The sequence below is a fragment of the Polaribacter ponticola genome (assembly GCF_026191475.2).
Lineage (GTDB): Bacteria > Bacteroidota > Bacteroidia > Flavobacteriales > Flavobacteriaceae > Polaribacter > Polaribacter ponticola.
This window is the reverse complement of record NZ_JAOSLC020000003.1, coordinates 1,997,029-2,009,832: the sequence shown is the minus strand read 5'-3', so window position 1 is coordinate 2,009,832 and position 12,804 is coordinate 1,997,029. Positions and strand designations below refer to the sequence as shown.

Annotated in this window: 15 protein-coding genes and 1 pseudogene; 10 read left to right on the top strand and 6 right to left on the bottom strand. The window is 28.6% G+C overall.

From position 1 onward, the window contains the following. Window positions 1-11 precede the first annotated feature (11 nt). Entirely contained in the window at window positions 12-272 is a 261-nt protein-coding gene (locus N5A56_RS14320; protein WP_265726064.1) for a peptidase associated/transthyretin-like domain-containing protein, read from the top strand. Between the two features lie 44 nt (window positions 273-316). Then, window positions 317-1,348, top strand: a complete 1,032-nt coding sequence (locus tag N5A56_RS14315) for a Kelch repeat-containing protein (protein WP_265726063.1) — start codon at window positions 317-319, stop codon at window positions 1,346-1,348. Window positions 1,349-1,407: 59 nt separating this feature from the next. Here N5A56_RS14315 and N5A56_RS14310 read toward each other — a convergent pair whose 3' ends face one another. After that, entirely contained in the window at window positions 1,408-1,740 is a 333-nt protein-coding gene (locus tag N5A56_RS14310; protein WP_265726062.1) for a hypothetical protein, read from the bottom strand. Window positions 1,741-2,064: 324 nt separating this feature from the next. After that, a complete protein-coding gene (locus tag N5A56_RS14305) occupies window positions 2,065-2,607 on the bottom strand; it encodes a pyridoxamine 5'-phosphate oxidase family protein (RefSeq protein ID WP_265726061.1) in 543 nt (180 codons plus the stop codon). A gap of 89 nt (window positions 2,608-2,696) precedes the next feature. Between N5A56_RS14305 and N5A56_RS14300 the strand changes: the two genes are divergently transcribed. Next, complete coding sequence (locus tag N5A56_RS14300; RefSeq protein WP_265726060.1) at window positions 2,697-4,172, top strand: Na+/H+ antiporter NhaC family protein; 1,476 nt, start codon at window positions 2,697-2,699, stop codon at window positions 4,170-4,172. Between the two features lie 89 nt (window positions 4,173-4,261). Here N5A56_RS14300 and N5A56_RS14295 read toward each other — a convergent pair whose 3' ends face one another. The 4 genes from N5A56_RS14295 to pheS all read right to left on the bottom strand — a co-directional run bounded on the left by N5A56_RS14295 (window position 4,262) and on the right by pheS (window position 6,454). After that, window positions 4,262-4,558 (bottom strand): GIY-YIG nuclease family protein, encoded by a 297-nt coding sequence (locus tag N5A56_RS14295; RefSeq protein WP_265726059.1) that lies wholly within the window; start codon window positions 4,556-4,558, stop codon window positions 4,262-4,264. 192 nt (window positions 4,559-4,750) lie between these two features. Then, complete coding sequence (locus tag N5A56_RS14290; protein ID WP_265726058.1) at window positions 4,751-5,146, bottom strand: hypothetical protein; 396 nt, start codon at window positions 5,144-5,146, stop codon at window positions 4,751-4,753. 31 nt (window positions 5,147-5,177) lie between these two features. Then, on the bottom strand, window positions 5,178-5,435 hold the full coding sequence (locus N5A56_RS14285; protein WP_265726057.1) for a hypothetical protein: 258 nt from the start codon (window positions 5,433-5,435) through the stop codon (window positions 5,178-5,180). Next, entirely contained in the window at window positions 5,435-6,454 is a 1,020-nt protein-coding gene (gene pheS, locus N5A56_RS14280; protein ID WP_265726056.1) for a phenylalanine--tRNA ligase subunit alpha, read from the bottom strand. The genes N5A56_RS14285 and pheS overlap by 1 nt, the downstream gene beginning before the upstream one ends. 207 nt (window positions 6,455-6,661) lie before the next feature. Here pheS and gdhA point away from each other — a divergent pair, with 207 nt between their 5' ends. The 7 genes and pseudogenes from gdhA (at window position 6,662) to N5A56_RS14245 (ending at window position 12,788) form a co-directional block, all read left to right on the top strand. Next, complete coding sequence (gene gdhA / locus N5A56_RS14275; RefSeq protein WP_265726055.1) at window positions 6,662-8,005, top strand: NADP-specific glutamate dehydrogenase; 1,344 nt, start codon at window positions 6,662-6,664, stop codon at window positions 8,003-8,005. A gap of 120 nt (window positions 8,006-8,125) precedes the next feature. After that, complete coding sequence (locus N5A56_RS14270; RefSeq protein WP_265726054.1) at window positions 8,126-8,533, top strand: LysE family transporter; 408 nt, start codon at window positions 8,126-8,128, stop codon at window positions 8,531-8,533. 224 nt (window positions 8,534-8,757) lie between these two features. Further along, a complete protein-coding gene (locus N5A56_RS14265; RefSeq protein ID WP_265726053.1) occupies window positions 8,758-9,597 on the top strand; it encodes an alpha/beta hydrolase family protein in 840 nt (279 codons plus the stop codon). 90 nt (window positions 9,598-9,687) lie between these two features. Continuing rightward, window positions 9,688-10,778 (top strand): annotated as a pseudogene (gene dinB / locus N5A56_RS14260) (DNA polymerase IV). After that, window positions 10,765-11,235: a GNAT family N-acetyltransferase gene (locus N5A56_RS14255; protein WP_265726052.1), complete on the top strand. Its 471-nt coding sequence runs from the start codon at window positions 10,765-10,767 to the stop codon at window positions 11,233-11,235. The pseudogene dinB and the gene N5A56_RS14255 overlap by 14 nt, the downstream one beginning before the upstream one ends. Continuing rightward, window positions 11,236-12,342 (top strand): NAD(P)/FAD-dependent oxidoreductase, encoded by a 1,107-nt coding sequence (locus N5A56_RS14250; protein WP_265726051.1) that lies wholly within the window; start codon window positions 11,236-11,238, stop codon window positions 12,340-12,342. Continuing rightward, window positions 12,339-12,788, top strand: a complete 450-nt coding sequence (locus N5A56_RS14245; protein WP_265726050.1) for a 3-oxoacyl-ACP synthase — start codon at window positions 12,339-12,341, stop codon at window positions 12,786-12,788. The genes N5A56_RS14250 and N5A56_RS14245 overlap by 4 nt, the downstream gene beginning before the upstream one ends. The last annotated feature ends 16 nt before the right edge of the window (window positions 12,789-12,804 follow it).

Here is a 12,804-nt window from a genome sequence, read left to right as displayed (position 1 = left end):
AAAATCATTCAATGAAAAAATTTTTACTTTTTACTTTTTTAATTTGTTCTACAGCTAGTTTTTCGCAAAAAATTACACTAAAAGTTTTAGATTTTAACACACATGCTCCAATAGAAAAAGCACATGTTTTTTTTATTAATAAAACAATGTATACAAATGATAAAGGTGAGTTTTCGTTTAAGCTAAAGAAAAAAATAGCATTACGTTTTCTATTTCTCATCTTAGATATGATACCAAAGAAGTTGTTTACAAAAATAGCGATGTATCTTTAATAATCTTTCTTACAGAAAAACAAGAGTTATTAGAAGGTATAAAAATGAGTGCACCTAAAAAACTTCAAGCAATTCTTAATTTTAAAAAACTTCAAAATTTACCACAAGCAGTGTATTCTTTTGGGTCTGTTATAAATGATGATAAAATTTACCTTTTTGGTGGCGATGTTTCTAGTATTTATGAAAAAAACAAAGAAGGTTTAAGTACTGTTCAGTTTAGTAATGAAACAGAGATTATGAAGTTTTTAACCAAACCTAAACCTATTAGTTTTAATAAATATATTGGTGATTTTCAATTATATGATATTGATAAAAAAGAATGGAGTAATGAAAAGAATAAAGTACATAACAGAGCATATCACAGTGCGGTTTTTTACAAAGACACAGTACTTATAATTGGCGGAAAACAACACTCTAAAAAGAAAATAAAAGAATTATTAGCAAATGAAATTGAACGTTTTTCTATCAAAGATTTATCAATAGAAAAAGACGGAACAAATCCGCACCAAGCGGTAGATTTTGGAACCGTAATTTATGATGATAAAATAATTGTGTTTGGAGGTTCTACAAAACAATATGAAAACGGAAAAGTACTTTTTTCTAAAGACATTCATTTTTATGATTTAAAAACCGGCTATTGGTATTTACTAACAAAAATGTCTAAAGGAAAAGAAGTTACAGGTATCGTTTTTAATGATAAACTGTATTTATTTGGTGGTTTTAATAAAAAGAATTTAGTAGAAATAGAATCATTCAATTTTAAAACTGGACGATGGAATAAAGAAGGAGAGCTTTTTAGAGGGATGAAAAAACCTGCCATTACTAAAGACAATGAATTTATTTATTTGCAAGAAGATGGCAGAATCATAACGTTTAAGCCAAAAACAAAAATGCTTAAAGAGTATTCTATAGATTTAAACCTTAACAACTCAGAAATGCATTATAATAAGGAATCGTTATATATATTGGGTGGTTATCATGTAGAAGATTTTAGAAGATTCCCTTCAAATGGTTTTTACAATATAAAAATATCTGAGTTTAACAAAACGAAGCCAATTAATATTAAAAGGTTATAATTCTTTTTAAAAATAAACACAAAAAAACCGTTTGCTAATTTAACAAACGGTTTAAAATTTTATTTTTCTTCTTTAATTGTAAAGATAATTTTAACAGTAATTTTATTTCCTGTTTCTTCACCTTCATCATCCAATTCATCTATTTCTTTTGTTTTCCAAGTAATAGAAAACTTTTTATCTAGGTAATTTTCATCTTCTAATTCTATATCTAAGCTTCCGTCTAAATCATAAAAAAGATGTTCAACATTTTTAGCATCAATAAATTTGTAAAACCCTTTATCTGTAATGCTATTATAAGTAGCAATTACTTTATTTTCTTGAGATGTAATTTTTTTAGCAGAAAAAGAACAAGCAATAAACAGCACTAGAGCTGCAGTGTATAATTTTTTCATTTTTTTAATATTAAGGTTATTGTAATTTTTTAAACATATAAAGTAATTCTTTCCAAAAGAATACACTTAAAATAAGTAGCGCAAAATTATATATTCATAAGCCTTAAAATTTAATATCTTATCAAATGTAATCTATTTTTTAATTGAACGTTAAATTTTTTTATTTTTTTAAAACTTTAATTCTATTGATTATCAATTGATTGTGTTGGTTTAAGTTTTAGTATCAAAAAATAAAAATTTAATTCTTAGCATTAAAAAGTTTATTTGCTAAAATTGATTTCATAATTAATAACAAACCAAATTTCTATTTTTTATTGGTTATTTTTATTCTAAAATATTAGTAGGCAAACCATCAATACTAGTTTGATTTTTGTCTTCCCAATATTGTTCTATTTTTTCTTCTCCTTGTTCAGTTGCCCAATCGTTTAAATCATCTCTTTCTCCTTTATATTCATAAAACGGAATAGACATACCGCAAGAAGATTGTGTAGATTCTATGGTAATATCAAATATTTGACGCGTTCCTGGAGTTTTTGGAAACAAAGAAATTACTTTTTCCCATTCTTTATCATTAGGCTTAATTTCTTTTCCTTTGCCATACAAACGTAAAATATTTGGTATTTTCTCAAAAGAACAAAACATAATTGTAATGCGTTCATTTTCTGCCAAATGTGCTGCAGTTTCATTACCGCTACCAGTAACATTTAGCCATAAAACTTTGTTTTCGTTTATTACCCTAAAAGAATCCATCCCTTTTGGAGATAGGTTTATTCTTCCAGAAGTTGGAGCAGTAGCTACAAAAAATATTTTTTGTGCTTCGATAAATTTTTGAATTCTAGTTGTAATTTTTGTGGTAAATTTTGCCATAAAATTGTTTTTATCGCTCACAATTTACAAAATATCAGTCTATAAAATGTTTAATAAATTATTACCTTTAGACAAAATAAATTTTTTTTATGGAGTATGGATTTTTATCAGTAATACCGCCAATTATTGCAATCATTTTAGCACTAAGAACCAAACAAGTATATATTGCTTTGTTGTTTGGAATTTGGTTTTCTTGGTTGATAATTAAAGGCTGGAATCCCTTAGAAGGAACTTTGGCAATGATAGAAGGAATGGTAAATGTTTTTCAATCGAAAGGAAATACAAGAACCATTATTTTTAGTGCTTTGGTTGGTTCTTTGTTGATTTTTATCCAATATTCAAAAGGAGTTGAAGGTTTTATAAATATCATCAATAAAAAATTGGTAAAATTAGAAGGTAAAAAATCTGGTTATAGTAGAGTAATGGTTCAGGTTTTGGCAGCATTAACAGGAATTTTATTATTTGTAGAAACCAGTATTTCTTCTTTAACTGTAGGTACTTTATACAGACCAATTTTTGATAAATTAAAAATTCCAAGAGAAAAACTAGCTTACATTGCAGATTCAAGCTCTGCACCTTCATCAATCTTAATACCTTTTAATGCCTGGGGAGCTTTTATTATGGGATTGTTGTTAACACAAGGAATTGACAAACCTTTTTCTGTAATGATTGCTTCTATTAAATACAATTTTTATCCGCTTTTAGCGATAGGAATTTTGTTCTTTATCATCTTATCAAAAAAAGATTTTGGGTTGATGAAAAAAGCCGAAAAAAGAACCAGAGAAACAGGTAAATTAATGAATGAAGGTTCTAAACCAATGGTTTCTGATGCCGTAACTTCTTTTCCGCCAAAAGAAGGAATTGAAGCCAAAGCATACAATATGATTGTACCATTATTAACAATGGTTTTAATGATGCCAATCAACTTAATTTATACTGGTTGGAATGCTGTAAAAACTTCTACTTCTTTTTTAAATCATGCTTCACAAGCAATTGGTGAAGGTTCTGGTTCTTCATCTGTTTTATATGCTGTAATTACTGCAATAATGGTTGCTTTAATTATGTATTTTATTCAAGGAATTTTAAAACCAAAAGAAGCTGTAAACTTAACTTTAAAAGGAATTAGTGAGTTGATGCCTTTGGCTTTATTAATGTTGTTGGCTTTTGCTATTGGAGATGCTTGTAAAGAGTTAGAAACAGGAATCTATGTTGCAAACGCAACCAAAGAATGGTTGTCTCCAGAATTGTTACCAGCTGTAGTTTTTATCATAAGTTCTTTTATTGCGTTTTCTACAGGTACTTCGTGGGGAACTTTTGCAATTATGTTAGCGATATCAATTCCAATGGCAAATATTCATGGTTCTGATATTACTATAATTGTTGCTGCTACTTTAGGAGGCGGAATTTTTGGAGACCATTGTTCGCCAATTTCAGATACTTCTATTATATCTTCTATGGCTTCTGCAAGTGATCATATAGATCATGTAAAAACTCAATTGCCTTATGCATTAGTTGGTGGTGTAATTACTGTTTTAATGTATTTAGTTATTGGGTTTTTAGGGTAGCGTCATTACGAATGAGGAACGAATGAAGTAATCTGTTTTTTTATTGAGAGATTACTTCACTGTGTTCGCAATGACATTCTCTTCCAAAATTAAACCTGAAACAACCAACCTTCAGATAGATCATTCCATTTAGGATTGTCTAGATTTACCAAATCGTTTTTACGTTTTCTATTTCCTGCTTTTAGTTGTTTTTCTCTAACAATAGCAGAATTTATATCATCGAATTCTTCAAAATAAATAAGTTTATCACAATTATATTTTGCTGTAAAACCTTTGTATTCTTTTGTTTTATGTTGATAGATTCTTTTTAGTAATTTACTTGTAACACCAATATATAAAACAGTATTATTTTTATTGGTGAGAAAGTAAACGTGGTACTTTTTCATTTTTAAATATAGTTATTTTTACGTCATTACGAGGACGTTAGGACGAAGTAATCTGTTTATTTTATAAGAGATTGCTTCGTAAACTCGCAATGACAAAACCGTATGTCATTAAGAATGAGAAACGAATGAAGTAATCTGTTAGTTTTAAGTTCTCTTTTTTTAAGTGAGATTGCTTCACTATGTTCGCAATGACTAATCCGCTAAAACACCACGTTTTTTAATTTCATCAATCATACGTATTGCCCCTTCTTTAATCGTATTTTCTTTAAAGATATAAGTCTTTTCGAATAACGTATTTCCTTCAAAAAAAGTTACCTGAAAACGGTTATTTAACTTAAATAATTCAGGTTGAATTAATTCAATCTTAGCAAAAGAATTTGCAGGAAGTTTGTCTAATTTTTTACGAAATAAAGAGGTTATTTTAGTATCAGAAAAACCTTGGGTAACAATTACCATCATTTCTAAATCAACATTTTTATTGTTGATAATATACACGTTCCAGTCATTAGTTTTATAAATATCATTATATTCATAAACAACTGCCATTTCTACGCCTGTAACTTCTGGTATTATAATGTCTTTTTTCATTTGAGCAGAACTTAATTTAGTAATTTTTTTATTACCAAATTTTATAAAAGTCTTCTTTAGAGATAACATCTCCATCACAATCATCAATAGTTAATGCTCCTTCACATAAACCACCAAATTCATCTTCAAGATTATCTAAACTATATTTTACAGTTTTTCCGTTTTTGTAAACAGTAATTTGTTTTAAAACTTCGTCTGCATCATTAGTTTCAAAATACCAAACAGAGGTTCCCCAATCTGCATATTCATCATCTCTATTTTCGTCCCAAACTTGTGTAAAGTAGTTCATTATATAATCGATTTAAATTGTTCTAAGAATCTTTTGTCATTCTCATAAAACATTCTAATATCTGGTATTTGATAAAGTAACATAGCAATACGTTCTATTCCCATTCCAAAAGCATAACCAGAATATTTAGTAGGATCTATATTTGCATTTTTTAATACATTTGGATCTACCATACCACAACCCATAATTTCTAACCAACCAGTTCCTTTAGTAATTCTATAATCAGTTTCAGTTTCTAATCCCCAATAAATATCTACTTCTGCACTTGGCTCTGTAAACGGGAAATAAGAAGGACGTAAACGAATTTTAGATTTCCCAAACATCTCTTTAGTAAAGTATAAAAGTGTTTGTTTTAAATCGGCAAAAGAAACATCAGTATCTATATACAAACCTTCTACTTGATGAAAAATACAATGAGCTCTTGCAGAAATATCTTCATTTCTAAAAACTCTACCAGGAGAAATTGTTCTAATAGGTGGTTTATTTTCTTCCATATAACGTACTTGTACAGAAGAAGTATGTGTTCTTAATAAAATATCTGGATCTTGTTCTATAAAGAACGTGTCTTGCATATCTCTTGCAGGATGGTATTCTGGCAAGTTTAAAGCAGTAAAGTTATGCCAATCGTCTTCTATTTCTGGTCCTTCAGAAACGGTAAAACCAATTCTATTAAAAACCTCAATAATTTGATTTTTTACCAATGAAATCGGATGACGAGAACCTAACTCAATCGGTTCAGAAGGGCGCGTTAAATCGCCATAAAATCCTTTTTCTTCTACAGAGTTTTCTAGAGCTTCATTTAATTCAGCAACTTTTCCTTCTGCAGATTTTTTTAAATTATTTAATGCTTGTCCAAAATCTTTACGAACGGAAGCGTCTACATTTTTAAATTCAGAAAATAAATCTTTAAGTAAACCTTTGCTACCTAAGTATTTAATTCTAAAAGCTTCAACATCTTCTTTTGTAGTTGCATTAAAAGATTTTACATCTCCAATAAGTTCTTTTACTTTATCTAACATTTAACCAAAATTAGGGTGCAAATTTAATCTTTTTTAAAGAGTTTTATATTGTATTTACTAAGAAAACTACAATAGCAATCGAAATCGATTGAAATATGGACAATTAGAAAAAAATATTTTAAATATTTTAATTTTGTGATATTGAAAATTACTTATCTTTACAGCGTTAAATTTTTATAAAATTCGTAAAAAATCATATCTAAAATTATGGAGTTAAAAATTAAAGAGTTTATGGAGTTGGTTAAATCTAGAAATAACCATGAACCAGAATTTTTACAAGCTGTTCAGGAAGTTGCAGAAACTGTAATTCCTTATATCGTAAATCATGATATTTACCATGGTAAGAATATCTTACTAAGAATGGTAGAACCAGAAAGACAAATTTCTTTTAGGGTTTCTTGGGTTGATGATAAAGGAGAAATTCAAGTAAACAGAGGGTATAGAATTCAAATGAATTCTGCAATAGGGCCTTATAAAGGAGGTTTGCGTTTTCATCCATCTGTAAATGCTAGTATTTTAAAGTTTTTAGCTTTTGAGCAAGTGTTTAAAAACTCTTTAACTACCTTACCAATGGGTGGTGGTAAAGGAGGTTCTGACTTTGATCCAAAAGGGAAATCAGATAATGAAATAATGCGTTTTTGCCATGCTTTTATGAGTGAGTTATGTAAGCATATTGGGCATAATACAGATGTACCTGCTGGAGATATTGGTGTTGGAGGTAGAGAAATAGGATACATGTTTGGAATGTATAAGAAATTAAAAAATTCTTTTACGGGAGTATTAACAGGAAAAGGAGCAACTTGGGGTGGTTCTTTAATTAGACCAGAAGCAACAGGTTATGGAGATGTGTATTTTGCACAAAACATGTTGGCTACAAAAGGAGATTCTTTTGAAGGAAAAACAGTTGTAGTTTCTGGATCTGGTAACGTAGCACAATACGCTACTGAAAAAGCAACTCAGTTAGGAGGTAAAGTAGTTACTTTATCTGATTCTTCTGGATATATTTATGATGCAGAGGGTATTAATGCTGAGAAGTTAGCTCACGTTATGGAAATTAAAAATGTTCGTAGAGGAAGAATAAATGAATATGTAGAAAAATACCCAAATGCTAAGTTTGTTGCAGGAGAAAGACCTTGGTCTGTAAATTGTGATGTTGCTTTACCATGTGCTACTCAAAATGAGTTAAATGGAGATGAAGCTAAACTTTTAGTTAAAAATGGTTGTATTTGTGTTGCAGAAGGAGCAAATATGCCTTCTACACCAGAAGCAATTCACGAATTCCAAAAAGCAAACATTTTATTTGCTCCAGGAAAAGCATCTAATGCTGGTGGTGTTGCAACTTCTGGTTTAGAAATGAGTCAGAATTCTTTACGATTAAGTTGGACTAGAGAAGAAGTTGACGAGAAATTAAAACAAATTATGAAAGATATTCATGCATCATGTGTACAATACGGTACTAAAGAAGATGGTTCTGTAGATTATATTACAGGTGCAAATATTGCTGGTTTTGTTAAAGTTGCAGATGCAATGTTAGCACAAGGAGTAGTATAAAAATTCAGTAGTAAATTCAAATTCTTAAAAGCGCATCAATTTTATTGATGCGCTTTTTTGTTTACATTGCCTAATATCGTAATTTTTAAAAAATATAAACGACCAATTTAATTTTTAATAATGATTATAGTTTTACATTTTTTCTTTGGCTTTTTCTTCTCATTTGTTGGTTCTATTACACCAAGTATGTTAAATATGACTGCACTTAAAATAAGTTTAGAAAAAAATGAAAAGGAAGCTAAACTTTACGCATTAGGTGTTGCAACGATTGTTCTTATTCAAACATACTTAGCAATTTTATTAACCAAATATATTACTGAAAACCCTAATTTTTTAGCTAGTTTAGAAAAGGTAGGAATTGTTATTTTTATCTTTCTTTCCTATTATTTTTATAAAGAGTCTAAAAACGATAAGAAACCTATAGAAACAAAAAAAGTAAGTAGTAAAAACCCTTTTATAAAAGGATTAACGTTATCTTCTTTAAACATGTTTTCGATTCCTTTTTTTGTGGAACAACAGCAACCTTAGAAATGTTTAACCTTTTTAGTTTTGAAGCTTTACCTGTTTTTATTTTTGTAATCGGTTCGTTTATTGGTACGTATTGTATTCTTGCCTTATATGCAAAATGCGCTAAGAAAATTCAACAAAAAACAGGGAAATTAACGAAAGATATTAATCTGATTTTAAGTTTTATAACCGGAATAGTTGCTGTTTTTACATTTTTAAAAATAGTTTTTTTTAATAATTAGCAGATGAAAATTAACAAGAACATTGTAGTAAAAGGGAAACATCAAAAACCAATAGTAACAGATGTTTTTTACAACGAAACGCATCAACCTAAAAAGGTAGTTATTTTTTGTCATGGTTACAAAGGTTTTAAAGATTGGGGAGCTTGGAATTTAATGGCAGAAGCTTTTGCAAATGCAGGATTTTTCTTTATCAAATTTAATTTTTCTCATAATGGAGGAACGTTAGAAGAACCCATAGATTTTCCAGATTTAGAAGCTTTTGGAAACAATAATTACTCTAAAGAATTAGATGATTTAGGAAGTGTTATAGATTGGATTTCATCCGAAGAAGATTTTATAAATGAAGTTGATATAACTAATATTTCAATTATTGGACACAGTAGAGGTGGCGGAATTGTGCTATTAAAATCTGCTGAAGATAGCAGAGTAAAAAACGTAATTACGTTAGCAGGAGTTTGTGATTTTGAAAAAAGAACAGCAACGGTTGGCGATTTAGAACAATGGAAAAAAGACGGTGTAAAATATGTTTTAAACGGAAGAACAAAACAAAATATGCCTCATTTCTATCAGTTTTATGAAGACTTTATTAATAACAAAGAACGTTTTGACGTAAAAAAAGCAACAGAAAATATAAAGGTTCCGCATTTAATAATTCATGGTAATAAAGATACTTCTGTTTTTATAAATGAAGCCGAAAACTTATATACTTGGAATCCTAAAAGTAATTTTAAAATTATAGAAAATGCAAATCATGTTTTTAATGTTTCTCATCCTTGGAAAAACGATAAAATGTCTAAAGAATTAGAAAAGGTTAAGCAACTTTGTGTAGATTTTTTAATTTAACGATTATTGGTAGGAACGAAGTAATCTTAAATTAGTAGATTGCTTCGTTCCTCGTAATGACAAATAACTTCTTTTTTGTAATTTCGAAAGATGGAATTACAACCTCCTTTTCGTAAAATTATTCATGTAGATATGGATGCGTATTATGCATCTGTAGCGCAATTGGATAACCCAGAATTAAGAGGAAAAGCAATTGCAGTTGGTGGCGAAGGTAGAAGAGGTGTTATTTCTGCTGCCAGTTACGAAGCGCGTAAATTTGGAGTAAAATCTGCCATGAGTGGCACTTTAGCAAGACAAAAATGTCCGCATTTAATTTTTGTAAACTCAGATTTTGCTCGTTATAAAGAAATATCTGCGAAAATTAGAGAAATATTTTACGATTATACAGACTTGGTAGAGCCGCTTTCTTTAGATGAAGCTTACTTAGATGTTACAGAGAATAAGAAAGGAAATCCGTCTGCAAATGAAATTGCAAGAGAAATTAGACAACGAATTTTTGAAGAAACAGGTTTAAGAGCGTCAGCAGGTATTTCTATTAACAAATTTATAGCAAAAGTAGCATCTGATATTAATAAACCTAACGGACAAAAAACGGTTCATCCAGATGAAGTTATTCAGTTTTTAGAAGAATTACCTGTTAATAAATTTTATGGAGTTGGTAAAGTTACCGCTGCTAAAATGTATAATTTGGGCATTTTTGTTGGTAACGATTTAAAGAAAAAACCATTAGAAGAACTCACTCACCTTTTTGGGAAATCTGGAAAACACTATTACAATATTGTTAGAGGAATTCATAATAGTACTGTAAAACCAAATCGTATTAGAAAATCTATTGCAGCAGAACGTACTTTTTTCGAGAATATTTCTTCAGAAATTTTTATGATAGAAAAGCTAGAAAAAATTGCAGATGAACTAGAGAAACGGATGTTAAAATCTAATACAAAAGGAAAAACAATTACTTTAAAAATCAAATATTCAGATTTTACACAACAGACAAGAAGTAAGACAAAAACAAATTTTATGCAGAAAAAAGTGAGTTTTTTCCAGTTGTAAAAGAGTTGTTATATCAAGATAAAATTACAAATTCTGTGCGTTTATTAGGGCTTTCTTTTGGTAATTTAAATACAATAATTAAAGAACCTGTTTGGGTTCAATTAAAACTAAAATTTGAAGGCTATTAGAACAAATTCTGAAAACAAAGATTTTATTAATTTAGTAAAGCAATTAGATGCTTATTTAAAAATAACGGATGGAGATGAACACGATTACTATAATCAGTTTAATCATGTAGATGTATTAAAAAATGTTGTAGTTGTTTATGTTGATACTGAAATAAATTCAGCACAAGGTAAAATTGCTGTTGGTTGTGGTGCTTTTAAGAAATTTAATGATACTACTGTTGAGTTAAAAAGAATGTTTGTTAGTAAAGAACAAAGAGGAAAAGGAGTTGCGCAAAAAGTATTGTTAGCTTTAGAAATTTGGGCAAAGGAATTGGGTTTTAAAAGTTGTGTTTTAGAAACGGGAAAACGACAAGTAGAAGCGGTACAATTTTATAAGAAATGCAACTATGAAATTATTCCAAATTATGGGCAATACAAAGGGATGGAGAATAGTATTTGTTTTGAAAAAAAGGTATAAATGAACTATAGTTATTGGGAATTAAAAGAGTGGTTTACAAACATCGATTTTACAATTGTTGGTAGCGGTATTGTGGGTTTAAATTGTGCTTTAGAACTTAAAAAAAGGTATCCGATAGCAAAAGTTTTAATTCTAGAAAAAGGAATGTTACCACAAGGAGCAAGTACTAAAAATGCTGGTTTTGCTTGTTTTGGAAGTTTATCTGAAATTATTGACGATTTAAATTCGCATACAGAACAAGAGGTTTTTAATTTGGTTGATAAACGCTGGAAAGGTTTACAGCTTTTACGAAAAAATTTAGGAGATAAAAACATCGGTTTTCAGCAAAATAAAGGATTTGAATTATGTGATTCTGAAACTTTTTTTAATGAATGTATAGCTCAAAAAGAGAATATTAATCAACTTTTAAAACCTATTTTTAAGAATGATGTTTTTTCTATTTCAGAGAATACTTTTGGTTTTAAAAAAGTGCATAAAAAATACATTGTTAATAATTTTGAAGGACAGATTGATACTGGTAAAATGGCATCAAAATTAATACTTAAAGCGCAAAAATTAGGTGTTAGAATTTTAAATAATATTTCTGTAGAAAAATTTGAAGAAAATAATAATAAAATTCATATAAAAACCAATAGATTAGATTTTTATACTAAAAAAATATGTATTGCAACGAATGGTTTTGCTTCTGATATTTTAAAAGAAAATGTACAACCAGCAAGAGCACAAGTTTTAATTACTAAACCAATAAAAAACTTACATATTAAAGGAACTTTTCATTTAGATAAAGGGTATTATTATTTTAGAAATATTGATGATAGAATTCTATTTGGAGGTGGAAGAAACCTAGACTTTGAAGGTGAAGAAACTTCGAAATTTGGACAAACTGAAGTGATTCAAAATCAATTAGAAAAAATATTAAAAGAAACTATTTTACCAAATACAAATTTTGAAATTGAGCATAGATGGAGTGGTATTATGGGAGTTGGTAAACAGAAAAATGCAATTGTAAAACAAGTGTCTAATAATGTTTTTTGTGGTGTTCGTTTAGGCGGAATGGGTATTGCAATTGGTAGTTTGGTAGGTAAAGAATTGGCAGATTTAATATGAGTATAAAACAAAAACTTTTTAAACAATGCTTAGAATTTGTAAATAATAGAGCAAATACTATTGAAGATATTATTTCATCTAACCAAAGAGCTTTACAGACAGAAACTAAGAGTTCTGCAGGTGATAAACACGAAACTGGTAGAGCCATGTTGCAATTAGAAATGGAAAAAGCGAGCCAACAATTGTCTGGTGTTTATAAAATGAAAGCGGTATTATCAAAAATTAATCCTAATAAAAAATCTGAAATTGTACATTTAGGAAGTATAGTCGAAACTAATTTTGAAAATTATTTTTTGTCTATTTCTGCAGGTGAGTTAAATGCAGAAAATAAAACTTTTTATGCTATTTCAGTTTCTTCTCCAATAGGGAGATTATTATTAGGTAAAACTATAAACAAAAAAATTATTTTTAATGGTAAAGAGATGATTATTAAAAAGATAAAATAAATTTTGTATTTTTATA